This window comes from Micromonospora maris AB-18-032 (assembly GCF_000204155.1).
Taxonomy (GTDB): Bacteria; Actinomycetota; Actinomycetes; order Mycobacteriales; family Micromonosporaceae; genus Micromonospora; species Micromonospora gifhornensis.
This window is the reverse complement of the sequence record NC_015434.1, coordinates 3,074,317-3,092,821: the sequence shown is the minus strand read 5'-3', so window position 1 is coordinate 3,092,821 and position 18,505 is coordinate 3,074,317. Positions and strand designations below refer to the sequence as shown.

At 72.3% G+C, this 18,505-nt stretch carries 13 protein-coding genes; 6 read left to right on the top strand and 7 right to left on the bottom strand.

The genetic code is table 11. From position 1 onward, the window contains the following. The first annotated feature begins 296 nt into the window (after positions 1-296). The gene (locus VAB18032_RS32555; RefSeq protein ID WP_013733460.1) at positions 297-1,934 is read left to right on the top strand and encodes a ricin-type beta-trefoil lectin domain protein; all 1,638 of its coding nucleotides are present in this window, start codon (positions 297-299) and stop codon (positions 1,932-1,934) included. Positions 1,935-2,041: 107 nt separating this feature from the next. Here the strand turns inward: VAB18032_RS32555 and VAB18032_RS13770 are convergent, their stop codons facing one another. Then, positions 2,042-3,571: a S8 family serine peptidase gene (locus VAB18032_RS13770; protein ID WP_013733459.1), complete on the bottom strand. Its 1,530-nt coding sequence runs from the start codon at positions 3,569-3,571 to the stop codon at positions 2,042-2,044. A gap of 240 nt (positions 3,572-3,811) precedes the next feature. On the opposite strand from VAB18032_RS13770, the gene VAB18032_RS13765 reads away from it, so the two are divergent. Beyond that, complete coding sequence (locus tag VAB18032_RS13765) at positions 3,812-5,920, top strand: hypothetical protein (protein ID WP_232510797.1); 2,109 nt, start codon at positions 3,812-3,814, stop codon at positions 5,918-5,920. Here the strand turns inward: VAB18032_RS13765 and VAB18032_RS13760 are convergent. Together VAB18032_RS13760 and VAB18032_RS13755 are read right to left on the bottom strand one after the other, a co-directional pair. Next, positions 5,905-7,635 (bottom strand): hypothetical protein, encoded by a 1,731-nt coding sequence (locus tag VAB18032_RS13760; protein WP_013733457.1) that lies wholly within the window; start codon positions 7,633-7,635, stop codon positions 5,905-5,907. The genes VAB18032_RS13765 and VAB18032_RS13760 overlap by 16 nt on opposite strands. A gap of 269 nt (positions 7,636-7,904) precedes the next feature. After that, complete coding sequence (locus VAB18032_RS13755) at positions 7,905-9,119, bottom strand: ricin-type beta-trefoil lectin domain protein (protein WP_013733456.1); 1,215 nt, start codon at positions 9,117-9,119, stop codon at positions 7,905-7,907. 239 nt (positions 9,120-9,358) lie between these two features. On the opposite strand from VAB18032_RS13755, the gene VAB18032_RS13750 reads away from it, so the two are divergent. From VAB18032_RS13750 to VAB18032_RS13735, 4 genes are all read left to right on the top strand, one after another. Then, positions 9,359-9,949 carry a hypothetical protein gene (locus VAB18032_RS13750; protein ID WP_043720646.1) on the top strand — a complete coding sequence of 197 codons (591 nt, stop codon included), beginning with the start codon at positions 9,359-9,361 and terminating at the stop codon, positions 9,947-9,949. 9 nt (positions 9,950-9,958) lie between these two features. Beyond that, the gene (locus tag VAB18032_RS30095; protein WP_013733454.1) at positions 9,959-10,588 is read left to right on the top strand and encodes a copper resistance CopC family protein; all 630 of its coding nucleotides are present in this window, start codon (positions 9,959-9,961) and stop codon (positions 10,586-10,588) included. A 566-nt stretch (positions 10,589-11,154) separates the two neighbouring features. Further along, positions 11,155-11,577 (top strand): SgcJ/EcaC family oxidoreductase, encoded by a 423-nt coding sequence (locus tag VAB18032_RS13740; RefSeq protein WP_013733453.1) that lies wholly within the window; start codon positions 11,155-11,157, stop codon positions 11,575-11,577. 89 nt (positions 11,578-11,666) lie between these two features. Then, on the top strand, positions 11,667-12,680 hold the full coding sequence (locus VAB18032_RS13735) for an SDR family NAD(P)-dependent oxidoreductase (protein ID WP_013733452.1): 1,014 nt from the start codon (positions 11,667-11,669) through the stop codon (positions 12,678-12,680). A gap of 126 nt (positions 12,681-12,806) precedes the next feature. Here the strand turns inward: VAB18032_RS13735 and VAB18032_RS13730 are convergent, their stop codons facing one another. The 4 genes from VAB18032_RS13730 to VAB18032_RS13715 all read right to left on the bottom strand — a co-directional run bounded on the left by VAB18032_RS13730 (position 12,807) and on the right by VAB18032_RS13715 (position 18,504). Further along, entirely contained in the window at positions 12,807-15,839 is a 3,033-nt protein-coding gene (locus VAB18032_RS13730; protein ID WP_081476112.1) for an AMP-binding protein, read from the bottom strand. 274 nt (positions 15,840-16,113) lie between these two features. Further along, positions 16,114-17,466, bottom strand: coding sequence for a cytochrome P450 (locus VAB18032_RS13725; RefSeq protein ID WP_043720643.1), 1,353 nt, complete (start codon positions 17,464-17,466; stop codon positions 16,114-16,116). Beyond that, on the bottom strand, positions 17,463-18,044 hold the full coding sequence (locus VAB18032_RS13720; RefSeq protein ID WP_013733449.1) for a flavin reductase family protein: 582 nt from the start codon (positions 18,042-18,044) through the stop codon (positions 17,463-17,465). Before VAB18032_RS13720 ends, VAB18032_RS13725 begins: the two co-directional genes overlap by 4 nt. A 19-nt stretch (positions 18,045-18,063) precedes the next feature. Next, complete coding sequence (locus tag VAB18032_RS13715) at positions 18,064-18,504, bottom strand: acyl-CoA thioesterase (RefSeq protein ID WP_013733448.1); 441 nt, start codon at positions 18,502-18,504, stop codon at positions 18,064-18,066. Between the last annotated feature and the right edge of the window lies 1 nt (position 18,505).

Below are 18,505 nucleotides of genomic sequence, written 5' to 3'. Positions count from 1 at the left end.
CTCGCGGCCCTGACAGCGAGCATAGTCGTACGGACTCGGGGTGACGCCGTCGAGGTCGGCCGCCCGGCGGCGACGACATCGACGGCTGCGATGATCGGCGAATCGATCCAGCTCAGCATGGTGCTACTCCATTCCGGACGGTACGGGTCGATCAAGTGCCGCTGCCTCGTTGACGGATAAAGGGGACCGCCGGTTCAGTCCCGACCGACACCGATTGAGAGAATCCACGTCGGCGGTGAACGCCAGACGATGGAAATCCGTCACGACAGGTGTCGCCACGCCGAAAGGGATGGCCCGTGACCACCGACCTCGTACGTAAGACGTTCAGTTTCGGCCGGATGCCGCGCAAGTTGCTCGCGGCGCTGCTGGCCGCGCTGGCGGTCCTCTCCGCCGTCGTCGCCACCATCAACTGGGGGGTCGCCTCTGCCCGCGATGACACCGTGATCGGCACCAAGGTCACCGACCGACAGTTCAACGCCATCGTCGCCGCGGCCCGCTCCTGCCCGATGCTCACCCCGGCGCGGATCGCCGGGCAGTTGATGGCCGAGTCGGGGCTGGACAACCGCGCGCGGGACACCGCCTCCGGCGGCAGGGGCATCGCCGGTCTGGACGACGAGGACTGGAAGACCTGGAAGCCATGGCCGGACGCCCGCCGCTCCGACATCTCCGCCAACGTGCTGGCGCTGGCCCATCAGATGTGCGACTTCAGTGGTCAGCTCCGCCTGGCCGGCATCACCGGTGACCAGTGGCGGGTGGCGGTCGCCGCCTTCCACGCCGGGCTGCCCGCCGTCACCCGGGCCAACGGCGTACCCGCCGACGCCGTCGAGTACGTCGACCTGGTCAGCGGCTACGCCGGGTACTACGGCCAGCTCAAGCAGTTCGGTGGGCCCGGGGTGCCCGCCTCGACGGCCCCGCCGGCGAGCGACACGAAGGGGGTACCCGCCCCGTACGTCCCGTTGGTGGTCACCGCCGGGACGGTGTGCGAGCAGGTCACTCCGGCGATGGTGGCCGCCCAGGTGATGGCGCTGTCCGGCTTCGACCCCCACCGGTTGGGTCCGGCCGGGCAACGCGGCATCGCGCAGTTCCTGCCCGAGGTGTGGCGCAGCTACGGTCCGAGCCGTGGCTCCGCCTGGGACCCGGAGACGGCGATTCCCGCGGTGGGCGCCACGATGTGCGCGCTGATCGACGAGTTGTCCAAGCTCGACGGTGATCCGTACCTGCTGGCGCTGGCCGCCTACCGCAACGGTCCCACCGCCGTACGGCAGAGCGGGGGCAGTTTCGACCAGCCGACCGAGACCTTCCTGCGCGCGGTGAAGGCGCTCACCGACCTGTACGTGCTGGACACCCGGCTGGCCCGGCCCGCGCCGTCGGCCGATCCCACCACCGCACCGCCGTCCTCGCAGGCACCCGACCCGGAGGCCAGTGAGCCGCAGCCGAGTTCGTCGGCCAAACCGTCGTCGGCGCCCCCGAAATCGCGGAACACGGCGCCGTCCGAGCCCGACGAGGCGAAGCCGACGACCACCGCGCCGAAGACGACGGCACCCAAGCCCGAGCGTCCCTCCGGGGCCAAGCAGATCTTCCATCCGCGGACCGGGCTCTGCGTCAGCTCCGGCAGCACCGGCGACGGCACCCGACTGGTGTTGCGCAGTTGCCAGGAGGATCCGTCGCAGTGGTGGGTGGTCCGCGACGACGGCACCATCCGGTCTCGCGGGCTGTGCATGGACATCGCCTGGGGCGACTCCGCCGACGGCACCGCCATCCAGGTGGCGATCTGCAGCGGCAACCCGGCGCAGTCCTGGCGGATCAACGACAAGGGCGGCATCATCAGCACGCTCAACGGCAAGTCCGTCGACGTCGAGATGGGTGCCAAGGACAAGCCGCTGGAGCTGTGGATCTACGTCGGCAACGCCGAGCAGACCTGGAAGCTGCGCTGACCGCGGACCGCTGAGAACACGACATCGGGGTACGGACCGTGTCCGTACCCCGATTCGTCGCCACCGCCCGATCAGCTGCCGTCGACTGACCAGCTGCAGGCGGCCGATCAGCTGTAGGCGCGCCGGCGGTGCAGGCCCAACGCCAGGAAGGCACCGCCGCCGAGCAACGCCACCCCGATCAGGACGAGGGTGGCCATCCCGCCGCCACCGCCGCTGCCGCCGCTCGACCCGGCACCGGTCGGCTGCTCGCCCTCCAAGGTCCGGGCGAGCGACACCACCGGGTTGATCATCCCGGCGCCGTACCTGCCGTCCGGGGTCTGGTCACCCAGCGCGTCGGCGGTGTTCCGGATGCGCTCCTCGATCTGGGTCGCGTTCAACTCCGGGTAGGCGGCCCGCACCAGAGCCGCCTGGCCGGCCACGAAGGCGACCGCGAAGCGGGTGCCGCTGTAGCTCAACGTGCCGGCCTTGCCCGGTCCGATGCCGAGCACGTCCGCGCCGGGCGCGACCACCTCCACCGCGTCCGGCTGGTACTCCTCGACCAGCTTGTTGTCCGCGCCGACCCCACCGACCAGCAGCAGCGCGCCGGTGGCCTTGGGCTCGCTGGCCGCCGGCAGCGTCACGGGCTTGGTCGGTGCGCCCGCCACCACGACCACGTCATGGTTGAGCGCGGTGGTCAGCGAGGCGGCGACCGCGGGAGCGGACAGATCCACATGCGAGCCGAGGGCAACTACCGAGGCGCCCGCGCTCACCGCCACCTCGATGGCGTTCGCCGCGTCCGTGGGCCGGGCGGTGCCCGATCTGCCGACCATCCGGACCGGTAGGACGGTGGCGTCCGGGGCGAGACCGACGGGCGTCTGCTGGATGCCGGTGTTCGCGGCGATGATGCTCGCCATCGCGGTGCCCGTGCCCAGACAGTCGGTGTCTCCGCGCCCGTTGCCGACGGTGACGTCCGCGCCGACCGTGACCCGTCCGCTGAGCTGCTCGATGCGGCCGTCCACACCCGAGTCGAGGACAGCCACCATGACGCCGTTGCCCCGGCTGAGATCCCATGCGCCGTCGATGGCCAACCGCAGTTGCGCCCAGTCGGAACGGCTGCTGGAGCCGGCGACCGCCGTGCACCCCGCGGTACTGCCGGTACCCGACGGTGACGGGCTCTGGCCAGGGCTGCGCGACGGCGTCGGGCTGGTGGCCGGCGGCGGGCTGGTGGCGGACGTCGGGGCGGTGCCGGGTTTCGCGGTGCCGCTGGGCCGAGGGCTGGTGGTGGGCTTGTTCGGTTCGGACGGGATCTGCCCGTACGTCACCCCCTCGCCGACCGCGTCCCAGGGCAGCACCAGATACCAGCCTCGGTTGAGTCGGGCCGGGTCGGTCAGGCTCGCCCCGTCGGGTTGCACCCGGCCGGCGTTGAGGTTGTAGATCTCCGCGGAGCGTTCACCACTGCCGAGAAACCGGGTCGCGATCGCGGTGAGGTTCTCCGGCTGACCCTGGTACTCCGCCGTGACGACGTAGTACTTGACGTACGCCTGCGGGTCCAGCGGCGCCTTCCGGGCTGTCGCCGTGCCGGCCATCGCCACGACCATGCAGCAGACGACCACCATGCCCGCGAGCAGGCGTCCTACGTTGGGGCGCTTCGCCAGCACTGATGTTCCTCCTTCAGTAGCCCGGCCGAAAGCCCGGCCGACACGCTCTACAGCGGATCTGGACCGTATCCGTTCAATACGATCGAGGAAAAAACGCTCGAACTTGGCTGAACCAGCGGCCAGTGACCATCGTCATGATGACGCAAGGGCCACGAGACCAGATGATGTGGTGGTTCGCCGGCCGTCACCCGCACGCTGTAAACCTGCGGACGTTGGTGAAAGCAGATGTACGCCACGACCATGACGATCGACGCGGACGATGACCAGCCGGTGGTTGCACACCGCTTCGACCCCCGCCGCCACCGGCGGATCCCCGGCCTGTTCGATCTCTGGCTGACCTCCGGTGCACGCGGTGGGTTGGTGCTGCCGACGAAACCCGACCGGCCGCTTACCGCGCGGGCCATCACCGAGTTGGTGCTGCGCTCCGGCGAGGCCGCCGACGACGTACGGATCCTCACCGACGACGGTGCCCGGCACGCCGAACTGTTCAGCGAGGTGGCCGGGCTGCTCGCCCACGACGTGCTGATCAGCCCCGAGGGTGCGGAGATCCGGCAGCACGGTGGGCGCGGCGGACCGCTGCACGCGGTGCCGGTCGACCGCGAGGCCCGCCGGGCCCGGGACTGGCTGGTGATCCAGCCGCCGGACCTGGCCACGCCGTTGCCCGGCTGGTTCACCGTCGAACGTGGTCTGGTCCGTCCCCGTAAGGGGGTGGTGAGTCTGCCTCTGCACGGCGGCGCCGTCCTCGCCACCCGGGCCGACTTCGTCGCCCGGCGGGCCACCGCGCACCGGCTCGGCACGACCGTGGGCGGGCTGGTGACAGTCGCGGTCACCGCGCGGGCCGGCGGCTTCCTGGTCGGCGACTACGGCGGTACGCAGCGGGTCTACCGCGGCGACCAGCTCGCCGCCCTCCTCGGCGACCTGCCGCTCTACGGCAGCGATCTGCGGCTCTGGCTGACCTGGCCGTCCGATCCCGAGGAACAGCACAGCCTCGGCACCCATGCCCGGGAGCTGGCCGAGACCACCGGCGCCACGGTCTGGACCCCGCCGCCGGGTGGTAGCGCGGAACTCGTCGACGGCCGCCACGATCTACGGGCACTCGACCATGCGGGTCGGCCCGCCGAGTGGCACGCGTACCGGCCGCCGTTCGCCGCCGGTCCGCCGGCACTGCGGACCACCCCGACCGGTCTGCTCGTGCCGGCGTCGGCCCGGCTCAGCCTCACGGTGCATCCGGCGTCCCCACCCGACATCGAGGCCGAGCAGACCGACCCGTCGCCGGCCGTCGGATCCCCCGCTCCCCCACCAGTCGAGCCGTCACCGGACACCACGGCCACGCAACCGACCGACCGGATCCCGCAGACCGCCGAGCCGACGGAGCAGGTGTCGGCAGACGCCGACGGGCCGACGAGGCAGGTGTCGGCGCAGGCCGACGAGCCGGTGGAGCGGGTGCTGGCCGCGGCGGAGTCGGCGAGGGCGGGTGTTCCGGCGACTCCGCTGGCTCGTCCCGCGCTGGCCGGTGAGGATCGTCGCCCGCCCGGGTACGGTCTGCGGTGGCTGTCCCCGGGGCAGCAGGTCAACGCCGAGCGGTTCGAGGCGTTCGTCGCCTCACCGGTCGACGCTCAGACGGTCGGCGAGGGACTGCCCGGTGCCGAACTCTTCCTGCTCGCCTTCCTCGACCCACGGTCGGTGCCCGAGGGCCGCCGACTGCTGCGGGTACGGGTGGATCCGGGCGGGGCGATTCCGATGTCCGCGCTTCGTGCCCGGCTGCCCGCGCGCCTGCAACACCTGCGTGGGCTGCGGGAGGCGTACCTGCTGCCGGCGGCGCGGCTGGACCGGGTCGTCGCGGTGGACACCTTCACGGTGGACCCTGCCGGCGAGCTGACCTCGACCGGGGAATGCGTGCCGGAGCCGCTCTCCATCCGGTGCGGCTCCCCGGCCCGGTTGACCGCCGGGCTGCCCCACGAGGTACGACGCTGGCCGGCCTTCGGCACCCGTCGGGCCTACGCGCTGCTGCCCGCCGACCGTGTTCGCCTGCCGCGTCACTGGCTGCGGTTGTACCGTCGCCAGCCGCCGGTCACGGCAGGGCGGCTGATGGTGGAACTGCGGGTACCGAGGGGACGCACGATCGACGTGACGGCGACCGCCGACCTGCTCGCCCCGCTGAGCCGGGTCCGTAGCCGGGCCGAGGCGCTGCGCGCCGCGCAGGTGGAGTTGATCCTGGCCAGCCGCTCCTACCCCCGGGTGCGGGTGCGGCGCGCGTACCGGGCCGAGGCAGGTGCCTGGCAGCGGGTGCCCCGCCTGGATCAGGGTCCGCTACCGAGCGTCCTGCCCCGGCTTCAGCCGCCGAGCTGAGCGGACCACCGGCCGTACGGCACGGCACCGATCACCAGCGGGATGCAGCGGCCCCGGGAACCGGCGGCCAGGCCGGGTAGGCCCGCACCACCGTCCGTCGGCACCCCTGCGCCGATCACGACGTACGGCTCGGGCCCGAGGTCGTCCGCCGCAGCCCAGGTGGCCAGCCGGCGGCAGCCGTCAGGAGGTTCGGCACCGAGCGCGTCACCGACGACGGCGACGGCGACCCCGGCCTCACGCAGCTGCCGGGCATAGGTCGCGGCCAGCCGGCGGCAGTCGTCCATGACACCGACCAGGGTGAAGACGTCCGGTGCCCGGCGCAGGTCGATCTGCAGGCGCCACGGGCCCCGGCGGCCCAGCACCAACGGCACGGTCGCGGCGGGCACCGGCTCATCGTCGGCGAGCCAGGCGTAGGCGGCGGTGGTCGGACCGGTCGTCACGCCGACCAGCCGCACCAGGATCGGGCCGAGGTCGGTGGCGAGGTTGGTCCGGACGTACGGCACCTCGCCCTCGCCCGGCAGCGCCGGTCGGGCCGACCCACCCTCGTCCGCCGTCGTCGGCCGCTTTGTCGCCACCGGGGCGGCGGACGTGGTCGCCGGCAAGGCGGTCGTTGGGGTGCCTGGTGGGGTTTCGGGGACGGCTGCCGACGGGGCAGCCGATGCCGTTGACGGCGGGGCAGCGATCGGGGGCCATTCCGCCGGGGGCGTCGACGACGCGGGACCCGGCCCGGGATCAGGCGAAGCGGCGGTCTTGGCGGGATCGGGCCGAGCCGACGGCGGCGGCCCGGCAGGCGTCGACCGGCCGGGTGCCGCCGACGGAGTCATCGGCACTGCCACGGTGGGCGATGGCTGTGCCGCCGATACCGAGCCCACCGGGGCATCAGGCGCGGACGCCGGGGGGTTGGGCGAGGACGCGCGTGGGGCAGGCGAGGGCACGGGAGGATCGGGCGGGGACGCGGGTGGGGCAGGCGGAAAGGCGGGAGAGCCAGGCGGGGACGCCGGCGGGGTGTCCGAATTGGCCGCGAGTTCGGCCGGGGTGGGGGTGTGGTGGCGTTGCGGCGGCCACGGGCCGTCGTCGAGGGTCGCCGAGCGCATCCGGTACGCCCGTCGGGGCAGCACCAGGATCGCGACGACGGCGAGCACCAGGGCGAGCGCTCCGGCCCCGACGCGTACCAGATCGGGGGCGGCATCGGCCAGCTTCGACGGCGCGGCCTGGATCCACGGGGTGCGGTCGGCCGGGGCGGTCGGGTCGCCGGCCGGAGCTGCCGTGGCCGGCGGCGGGGCGGCACCGCCCGGTGCGGGTGGCGGAAGGGACGGTGAGGGTGGCAGCAGGGTCGGCGAGGGCGACCCGGCACGCGGCGACGGTGTCGACGGGCTCGGCGTCGATCGCGGAGCCGGCGGGCGGATCGCGGGCAGGCGGCCGGTGCGTACCCCTGGTCCGTCCGCGTCCTTCGGCAGTACGAGGATCCAGCCGGGCGCGAGTTCGACGCCGTCGGTGAACGTCGCTCCGTCGGGCTGTTCCCGGCCCCGGTTGAGCTCGATGATCTCCCGGAAGCGGTTGCCGTTGCCGAGGGTCCGCAGCGCGATGCTGTACAGGTAGTCCCGCTGGCCGTCGACCGGCGGCCCGACGACGTAGTACTTGCCGGTTTCCTCGGGCACGGCGGCGGTGGCCTGCGCCTGCGCGGCGACCGGGATGAGCAGGACCGCCAGCAGCACCGACAAGGCCCACCAGTGACTCGCCCGTCGACCGCGCACCAGGTGCGAGCTCGCCGGTATCTGCGGGTCCGACCTCGACGCCCGGCCCCGACCAGCTGACTGCATTCCTGTCTCTCCGTCTCCTCGCACGCCGTGGCCCACCGGGGGGCGGGCCGTGCGTACCCGTCTGGTCAGCGACGTTGCCCAGTGGACCGGGTCCCACCAGTCCCGTCGGCGGGATCTCCGCCGGGGACGGGCAGGATCATCGCACCGGTGGAATCCGGGCGGGCTCAGCGGCCCACCGGCTGCCACGTCTGGTTGGCCCGACCGGGGGCACATTCCCAGGTCTGGAGGGCAGCGCCGTCGGCGGTGTTGCCGCCGCGTACGTCGACGCACCTGCCTGAGTGGGGATTACGCAGCATCCCGGCCTCGACGACCCAGACCTGCGCCGGACCGCCGTTGCAGTGCGCCAGTTGCACCTTGGCGCCGTTGTCGCGCGACGCCCAGGCGACGTCCATGCACTTGTCGAGCGCCATCAGGGACCCGTTGGGGCCGTGCGAGAACCGTTGGGCCGGGCTGTCGTTGCACCTCCAGAGCTGCAATCCGGCACCGTCGGCGGAGATGCCGCCGGGCACGTCGATGCATTTGCCCTGGTACCCGCGCAGCGCGAAGGTCGAGGCGGGCTGCTCGACGGTCCGCCGTACGGGAGCCCCGCCGCCCCGGAAGGTGACCACGAAGTCCGCGCACCCGGGGCAGCTGAGCACTGTCTCGTTGCCCGGCACCCGGTCGTGGGTCGACCACAGGTAGGCGCGCGGACCGAAGGGGCGCAGCGCGGCGGTGTAGGTGCTCTCGGAGTCCCGCTCCGGGTTGACGCAGTTGATCCGGTCGCCGCGCTGGGGGTCGATCACCGCATGCGCCTCGGGGCAGGCCGCGAGCAACTGCCCACCGGAGCAGTCCCACCTGACGCAGGTTCCCGCCACCGGGGCGGGCGGGCCGCCGGGCGTCTCGATCGTGATCGTCAACGAGAGCGCGTCGACGTAGCTGACGTTGTACCAGGGTGCCCCGGAGTTGTGCTGGTCGAAGTTGAACTCGGCCAGGCTGACCGGTTCCGCGCCTCGCTCGCAGCGGTCCGGGTGGACGCCGCAGTCACCCACCAGGCAGCGGAAGGTGCTGCCGGGTTCTCCGCTGCACCGCTGCCGGGCGAAGAACCGTCCGCGCCAGTGGCCCGGCCGACCGTCGTCCGGGATGACGATGGTCGCTGACGCTCCGGGGCGCAGGACGGGCAGGCCGGTGATCGGTCGCGAGCCGTCGGCGCTCTCCCCCGCACCGATCCACAACGTCTCGCCGGTGGAGTTGACGAACGTGACCCGTTCCCCGACGACCGCGTCGGATCTGCTCGACATGACCACGACCAGACCGAGGGCGAGCGTCAGAATGGTCAGGAGGGCGATCCTCCCACCCAGTCGAGCCTTGCCGCCCGGGAACGAGCCCGTACTCACCGTCATGCCGCCCTCCGCTGGCTGAACAGGCGGACCCACCAGGTCCGCGGGGTGTGTGCGACCGGCGCACGCCCGCATGACGGCGCACGACGCCCCTCGGTTCAACCGCACCTGGCCCTGGTTGGCGGAGATCGATGTCGACCAACCGGCAAAGATCGATAAATGCGCAATTACGAGTAAGCGAATCGCATACGCGGGCACCTAACGTAGTCGTCAAATTACCCAGCTCTCTGGATGGAGTCCACATGACAGTGGCCAAGGAGCATGCCGCTCGGCGTGGGGTGATCGGCGCGATCAACGAAGCGCATCACCGTGCGGTTCTGGGGCTGTACATGGTCATCGTGCTAGCCCACTGGGCCGAGCACCTGGTTCAGGCGTACCAGATCTGGGTGCTGGGTTGGGCCCGGCCACAGGCGCGCGGCGTCCTGGGCATGCCGTTCCCCTGGCTGGTCAGCTCCGAGTGGCTGCACTACGGGTACGCGATCGTCATGCTCATCGGTCTGTTCGCCCTGCGTCCCGGTTTCGTCGGGCGGGCCCGCACCTGGTGGACGATCGCCCTGGCGATCCAGTTCTGGCACCACATCGAGCACTTGTTCCTGCTGTTGCAGGTGCAGGCCGGCTTCCTGCTGCCCGGCACGTCGGTGCCGACGAGCTTCGCCCAGCTCCTGATCCCCCGGGTCGAACTGCACCTGTTCTACAACTCCATCGTGTTCCTGCCGATGCTGGTCGCGATGTACCTGCACCTGCGCCCCAACGAGCAGGAGTTGCAGTTGCAACGATGCAACTGCACCCTGGAAGGCCGTCAACGGCTCGCCGCCACCAACTCCGGCAGCTGACCGGCCATCATGTCTGCCGGGCGCCGCACGCTGGCCATCGTCACCGCCCTCGCCTCCGTGGGGGTCGCCCTCACCGTCGCCGCGGTCGTCCGGCAGTCCGACGGCACCCCCGCCCGGGTCCTCTCGGTGGACCCGGGCGACGGTGCCGCGCTGACCTCCGCGCCGGACGCGGTCACCCTGCGGTTGTCCACCGGCGCCGACTCGGTGCTGTCCCACGTCACCGTGCGCGACAACACCGGCAACGCGGTCAACGACGGCCGGGTACGCGCCGACGGGAAGACCGGGCTGCGCCAACCGGTACGGCTCACCGACCCGGGCGACTACAGCATCGCCTACCACATCACCTTCTCCAACGGACAGGACGCCACCGGCATCCTGCGCTTCAGCGTCGGCACCGGCGCACCGCCCCAGGGCATCGTGGACGTCCCCGACCCGATCCTGGACGACGCCGACCACGCTCACGGCATCGACCCGTTGGGCGCCACGCTCCTCGTCATCGACGGCCTGGTGCTGGTCGTCGTCCTCGCGCTGCTGCTGCGCCGGCCCGCCCGTCACCGACGACCACCGGCCCGCGCGTCGACCGTCTCGGCCGCCTCCGGTCACCTCGACGGGTCACCCGACGAGCCCGCCGGCCGCTGAACCACTCGACCGGCCCGGTCGGTGCTGATCACCGACCGGGCCGGTCCTGTGTGCACTGACGTCGCGATGGCCGTAGAGCCTGCTCCCACCCCTCGCATCCTCGGGTGTGCGCACCGGCTGTCCCACGGCCGTGAGCACGACGAAGGTGGTGGCTGCGAGGGCCTCCACCCGGCGCGAACGTGTCGACTGCCGTCGATCGCACGTCCATTCGTGGCCCAGCCTGCGAATCGGGCGAACGGCGACCGACGACGGCGACCGTACGCGCCGATCCGGGCGGTCATCATTGCGCTGACGTGCGGCGGAGCACCGTCCAGTGACGCACTCGGAGAGATGCGACGGCCGCCGCGCCACTGTGATTCTCACAGGTGACGGGCTGCGCCGTCCGGCACCCGCTTCCGGCGGGATCGCCCTCAACACGCAGCAGGGTGCCCACGGCTTGGAGTCGCCGACCAGCCGACATCGAGGAGTGCGCAGTGCCAGCCACCGACGTCTGGAATGCCGCAATCCTCGCCCCGGACACCCGCACCATCTGAGGCCCGACGCGCCTCTGACGGAAGGAGTCACCCGTGACCACCAACAGCCTCGGACCGCAGGTGTCCGCCGACGACCGGGCCGCTGTCGCAGCCCTGCCCGAGCGGGTCGTGCAGGCGTGGGCGGCGAACGACGCCGACACCTTCGCCGGTCTCTTCACGCCGGACGGCACCATGATCCTGCCCGGTGTGACCCGCAAGGGCCGCGACGACATCCGCGACTTCATGGCGCAGGGCTTCGCCGGCCCCTACAAGGGGACCCGCGTCACCGGGCAGCCCTTCGACATCCGCTTCCTCGGTCCCGACGTGGCGCTGCTGCTCACCGAGGGCGGCGTACTCGCCCCGGGTGAGACGGAGGTGGCCGCCGAGCGGGCCATCCGCGCCTCCTGGCTGCTGGTCCGTACCCCGAACGGCTGGCAGTTGACCGCGTACCAGAACAGCCCGCGCGACGCGCGCTGACTGTGCACGTCCTTCGGCACCCGGTCGAAGGCCCCGCTGACTGGTGCCGTCCAAGGTGTCCCATCTTCGAGTGAAGGGCAGGAACGAACGTGCGTGTACTGGTCACCGGCGGCACCGGTTTCATCGGCTCGCACACGGCCGCGGCATTGCTGCGCGCCGGGCACGAGGTGCGACTGTTGGTTCGTGACCCCGACACGGTCGGGCCTGCCCTCGAACCACTGGGAGCGTCCACCGCGGACGTGGCGACCGTCACCGGTGACGTGACCGACGCGCGGTCGGTCGGCCGGGCGATGGACGGCTGCGCCGCGGTTCTGCATGCCGCCGGGGTCTACTCGTTCGACACCCGCCGTCACGCGCAGATGTGGCAGGTCAACGTCGGGGGCACCGAGGTGGTGCTCGACGCGGCCCGCGCGGCCGACGTCGAGACGATCGTGCATGTGTCCTCGGTGGTGGCCCTGGCACCGACCGGGGGTGCTCCGCTCGCCACGGATCTGCCGGTGGGCCGCCCACGGGAGCGGTACATGGCCACCAAGGCGGCTGCCGAGGAGATCGCCCGACGGCACCAGGCAGCGGGATCACCGGTAATCATCACGTACCCGATGGCCACGCTGGGCCCACACGACCCGTACGTCGGTGATCAGGCGGCCCGGTTGCGGGCGCTGCTGCGCGGGCAGCTGCCCATCTGGCCGGGCGGCGGATTTCCGGTGGGTGACGTCCGCGAGGTGGCCGACCTGCACGTCGCGGCGCTGCGACCCGGGCCGGGCCCGCGACGCCTGCTGGCACCGGGACGGACCTTGTCCACCCGTGAGTTCGTCGCGGCCGTACGCGAGGTCACCGGCCGCCGGTTGCCGGTCGCCTACCTGCCCTCGGCGGCGGTGCTGCCGGTGGGGGCCGCCGCGTCCGCGTTCCAGCGGATCTGGCCCTGGCACGTCCCCGTCGAGTACGGCGCGGTCTACACCTGTCACTGCGACCTGCGTACCGGCCCGCAGGTGCCCGCGCCGACCCGCCCGGTCACCGAGACGATCCGGGACACCGTGGCCTGGTTGTACCGGACCGGCCGCATCAGCCGGCGACAGGCCGGGCTGGCCGCCGACGCCGCTTGACCACGAGGCGACGGCGTCACCTCCAGCGGCGCTCCCTCCTTCGGCGATCCGTCGCCGGCGTGCCCTGGCGCCGGCCACCCTGGTGCCGGCGTGCCCTGGCGCTGACCGCCCTGGCCGTCGGCGCGGCTACTGTGCCGTGTCTGCGGCAGCGGCGAGTTCCGCCCGACCTTCCGCCGCCTCGACCAGGATGGTCATCCCGGCCAACGTGTGGTGGGTGAAGCACTCGCGCAGCGGGACCGTGACCCCGAAGCGGCGCTGGATCCGCCGGACGAGCTGGGGGACGAGCATCGAGTGCCCCCCGGCGTCGAAGAACGAGGTGTCGGCCGCGAACGGACCGGTGCCCAGCAGCGCCGACCAGATCTCGGCCAGGCCCCGTCCCACCGGGCTGTCCACGGGCCGTCGCGCCGCTGCCGATCTCGGTGCGGACGCTCGGCGACGCTCCCCCTTGCCGGCCGCCTGGCGGGGCAACGCCTCGACCGGGTCGCGGCGGCCACGCAACTCCAGCAGCCCGTCCCAGCGCCAGCGCCCGAGGTCACCGGTGCGGTACCAGCGCAGGTCGCTGTCGTCGGCCGGCTCCCCGTCGGGGGCTCGGAACGCCGCCCGCCGTCGGCTACCGTCGTCGCCGCTGCCGTCGTACTCACCGCTGCCGTCGTGCCCGCCGTCGTCGAGGTAGCCGTCGCAGATGTAGCGGCTGCGCACCACGATCTCGCCGGTGAGGCCCGTCGGGCAGGGCTGGTCCGCCTCGTCGAGGACCAGCACCTGCCGTCCGGGAATCGGGCGGCCGATCGGCACGTTCGCCGGCACCGGGCCGGTGATCTCGTGCCAGGTGGCCGCGATGGTCTCGGCGGGGCCGTAGAGGGTCGCCAGCCGGGTCGCCGGCAGCACCCGTCGGAAGCCGTTCACCACCTCGTCCGACAGCGTCTCGCCGGTCAGCACCAGCCGACGCAGGCTGCTGGGCCGGGCGGCGGGCTCCCGGGCCGCGAGGACGCCCAGCAGCTCCCGGGCGAGGCTCGGCACCGTCTGCAGGAAGGTGATGCGCTCCCGGACCAACCAGTCGACCAGCTTCTCGGGGTGCGCCCGGATGCGGACCGGCACGGGATACAGGGTGCCGCCACCGACCAGCGTGGCGACCGTCTCGCACAGGCTCGGGGCGTGTTCCGGGGCGAGCCACTGGGCCACCCGGGCACCGGGCGTCAGCTCCAGGGCGTCGGCCATCCAGGTGACGAACTGGGCGAGCGCCGCGTGGTCGTGGGCGATGCCCGCCGGCCGCCCGGTGCAGTCCGAGGCGTACGCCACATAGGCCGTGCGGGTGAGGTCGTCGGTCGGCGGCGGCGCCGTCGTCGTCGACGAACGGGGCAGGCAGGTCACGTCGACCAGCCGGCCGTCGAGTTCGTCGCGGAACCAGCGGGCCAGGTCGTCGTCCGGGTCCTCCCCCGTCCGGAGCAGACAGACCGGACGCAGCTGCGACAGGATCGCCCGGCCGCGCTGACCGCCGTCGCCGGTGCCGAACCGGACCAGGTGACCACCGGCGCGCAGGACGCCCAGCGACGCGGCGAGCTGCCACGGCCCGGTGGTCATCCGTACCGCCACGGGCGCGCCCTCGACGGCCAGCCCACGCAGGTACGTGGCCACCGCCGCGGTGCGGCGCTCCAGTTCGCCGTACGTCCACCGGCCGTCCCGGCTCGCCACGGCGACCGCCTCCGGGTTCTGTCCGGCACGCCGACGGACGATCTCGTGCACGGGCAGCGCTTCGGCGCGCGGGCCGTCGGTCGAGCCGACAAGCGTCGGGCCGTCCAGGGACAGCCGATGCACCGGCGTGTGCGGTGCGTCGAGCGCGGCCGACAGCAGCGTGCGCACCTGCCCGAGCAGGCCGGCGGCGGTGGCGGAGGCGAACCGGTCGGCGCGGTGGCTGAGCGTGCCGGCCACGGTGGGCCAGGTGCTGCGTACGGTGATCGCCAGATCCGCGACGGTGGGGCCCAGGTCGGTCACCGCCGTCGGTACGACACCGGCACCGGCCAGCCGCAGGTCCGCCTCCGGGCCCGGTAGGGCCAGCAGGACGTCGCAGAACGGCACTCGCCTCGGGTCACGCTCGACGGGCAGTTCCCGGACCAGCCGCGCGAACGGCAGCTCCCGGTGTCTGGTGGCGGCCCGCAGCACGGCTGCGGCCCGGTCCACCGCCTCGCTGAAGGTGGGGCCACCGCCGAGATCGGTGGTGAGGACCAGCAGGTTGTCGCAGGGGCCGACGAGCGCGGGAAACCCGGGCGGTGGCACCGGTACCGGCATCGCGACGGTCACCCGGTCGTCGTCGCCGTACCGGTGCAGGACCGCCTGCACGGCGGCCAGCAGCACCGCCGCCGGGTTGGCCGACCGGGTCCGGCAGTACGTGGCCAGCTGGTCGGCGAGGGCGGTGCCCCAGTCGAACGGCACCAGGCCGGCGGGCCCCGCCGGGCGGGTGGCGCCGTCGTGGTCGACGGGCAGCGGTACCGGTGGCGGCAGCGGGGTGAGGTGGGCGGTCCACCAGTCCAGCAGCCGGCGGCCGACCGGGCCGTCCACCAGGTCACGCTGCCAGCGGGCGTACTCGGCGTAGCGCAGCACCGGGGCCAGCGACGCGGGGGTGATCGGGCCGGGGCGTACCTGCGCGGCGTAGCAGATGGACAGCTCGTCCACGATTATCGAGATCGACCGGTCGTCGGCCACCGCCCGGTGCAGCGCCAGCACCAGCCGGTGCGTGGCGGGGCCGGTACGCACCAGCGTCAACCGGGCCAGCGGCGTGTCGGTGGCCCGCTCCGGGACGGAGGCGGCCGCCGTGCAGACCCGGTCGATGGCGCGTTCGCGTTCCGCGTCGGCCAGGTGCCCGAGGTCGACGTGGACGAACGCGCCGGTGCTGTCGGCGGAGACCACCGGCTGCGGGACGCCGTCCACCTCGACCAGCCGGGTCCGCAGCACCTCGTGCCGATCCAGCAGTGTGCGCCAGGCCGACCGCAGCGCCGGCACGTCGATCGTCCCGTGCAGGTGCCAGGTGCGGACCAGCCGGTGCACACCCCGGTACGGGGCGAGTTGCTCCAGCAGCCACACACCGTCCTGCAGCCAGGAGGTGGGGCCCGGCTCGACTGCCACCTCGGCGTCGCCGGTCAGCGTCGTTTCTCCGCTCGTTGCCACGGACGAATCGTGGCATGTGGAATTGCGGCGGTCTTCTCAGTGATTGCGATCCCGAATACCGGTGCCGACGATTATCCGTCGAGCAATTCAGTCGACCGAAACTGACCGGAAATGGCATTTCCGACCCGCCTTTCCGGCCCTGCACACGCCGCAGTGCCGCCGCGTGCCTTCGCTGCCGGTTCGCAGCGACATGCCTCGCGACGGTGCGCGTTTCGGGTTTGTTCCGGCGTGCCGCCGTCGTCGGCGGCACGCCGTCCGTTCATCGCGCCATCGGTCAGGAGACCACCGTGACCCGCATCGGCAGGCCACCCTTGATCCGCAGGGAGAGCATCGGTTCGGGCACCACCTGGTACGCCGGGTCGCCGGTCAGCCGCAGTTCCCGTACCACCATGGCGGTGACGAAGGTGGCCTCCATCAGTCCCAGGTGGTTACCCACGCAGAACCGTGGTCCGGCGCCGAACGGCACGTACGCGTAGCGGGGTCGGTCGTTCGGGCGGGCGGGGTCGAACCGGTCCGGGTCGAACCGGTCCGGGTCGTCCCAGAACTCCGGATGCCGGTGCAGGGTGTACGGGCAGATCAGCACGTCCGAGCCGCCCGGCACGTGGTAGCCGCCGATCACGTCGGGCTGCTGGGCGATCCGGGAGAGCATCCACACCGGCGGGTACAGCCGCATCGCCTCGTTGATCACCTGTGCGGTGAACCGCAGCCGGGCCAGGTCCTCGTACACCGGCTGCCGGTCGCCGAGCACCTCCACCGCCTCGGCGCGGACCCGTTCCAGCACCTCCGGGTGCCGGTCGAGCAGGTGGAACGTCCAGCCCAGCGTGCTGGCCGTGGTCTCGTGACCGGCCAGCAGCAGGGTGACCAGTTCGTCGCGCATCCGCAGCCGACCCACCCGAGGGTCGGCCTCCTGCCGGGTCGAGACGATCAGCCGGGACAGGGCGTCGTCGCCCTCCTCGCCCCGCGCCCGCCGCTGGGCGACCAACGCGTCGACGACCCGTTGCAGGTCCCGCCGGGCCCGCCGGAACCGCAGCTGGTGCGGCAACGGCAGCCAGGTCGGCACGGAACCCATGGTGACCATCTCGAACATGGCCTGGTCCTGCATGACCTCGAAGGAGTGGCCCACCGAGCGGTGCTCGCTGAGGTCGCTGTCGAGCAGCGTACGGCCGAGCACACCGAGGGTGAGCCCGGTCATCTCCTTGACGATGTCGACGGGCGCGCCGTCGCGGTGCGCCCGCAGCCGTTGCACCAGCCCGGCGGCCTCCTCGACGACCACGCCGGCCTGGGCGGCGATCCGCTTGGCCTGGAACGCCGGTTGGATCACCCGCCGCTGTTTGCGCCACAGCTCACCCTCGCTGGTGAGCAGGCCGTCGCCGAGGGCCCGCCGGGCCTGGGCCAGTCCGACGCCCTTGTGGTAGTTCTGGCTGTTGTCGGCCAGCACGTACTTGGCGTGGTCCGGGTGGTTGAAGAAGTAGAGCCGTTTGAAACTCGGCCCGAGCCGGACCACGTCGCCGTAGCTGGCCGCGGTGCGCATCATGCCCAGCCGGTCCTGGGCGAGCTGCCAGAGCGTACGCAGCATCGCCGCTCCGGTCGGTCCCGCTGTGACCCGCCGCGTTCCTGCGATGGTCATCCCGTCACCCCGCCTCGGACAGCGGCCTGCCAGGCCGGCACACCGTCAGCCACGTCGATGCCGTCCCGGTCGAGTTGCCGGAACCGGCCACGTACGAACAGCACCCCGTCGGCCTCCGGTTCCCGACGGACCGCGAGCAGGTTGGCCACGAAGATGGTGTGGTCCCCACCGTCGTAGGACCGCCACAGCTCGCACTCGAAGTGCGCCAGCGCCCCGACGATCAGCGGAGCGCCGGTGAGCCGGCCCGGCACCCAGTCGACCGCGTCGAACTGAGCGGCGCCCAACGGGCGCCGGCGGTCGGCGAAGTGCCGGGCCACCGGCTCCTGGTGTGCGGCCAGGACGGAGACTCCGAACTGGCCGCACTCGATCAGGCTGCGATGCATGATCGCCTGTTGATCGACGCAGATGAGCACGAGGGGCGGATCCAGGGAGACCGACGTGAACGAGTTCGCGGTCATCCCGTGTGGACATTCTCCGCCAACGGTCACCACGGTCACGCCCGTGGCGAACGTGCCGAACGCACGGCGCAACTGGACCGGATCGCACGGCTCGGCGGTGGGCTCTGGCTGGACGTTCACGTGTACCTCCCGTGGATCGCTATGCCGCCCGCGCCCGCACCCGGTAGGGCGCCAGCGCCCGGGCCAGCGCCTCCGGCACCCGGGACGGGCTGGTGCGGTTGTTCGGCCCCCGCATGCAGGCCACCCGTTGCCGGCCGCGGGCGACCAGCACCTCGCCCTCGGGATGCATCCGGACATAGTCGAAGCTGAATTCGATCTGTGTCTGGGCGAGTTCGACCAGCCGCATCCGAATGGCCAACTGGTCGAAGGCGGTGATTTCCGCGAAGAATTCGCAGTCGACCTTCAACGTGAACAGCTTCAGATCGCTGCGCAGGTCGTCGAGGACGTCGTTCGCCTTGTCGTGCAGGAACATCTCCCGGCAACGGCCCTGCCAACGCAGGTAGTTGACGTAGTAGACGTTGCCGACCAGGTTGGTCTCCTCGAAACCGACCGTGTGCCGATACTCGTAGTAGTCCTCCACC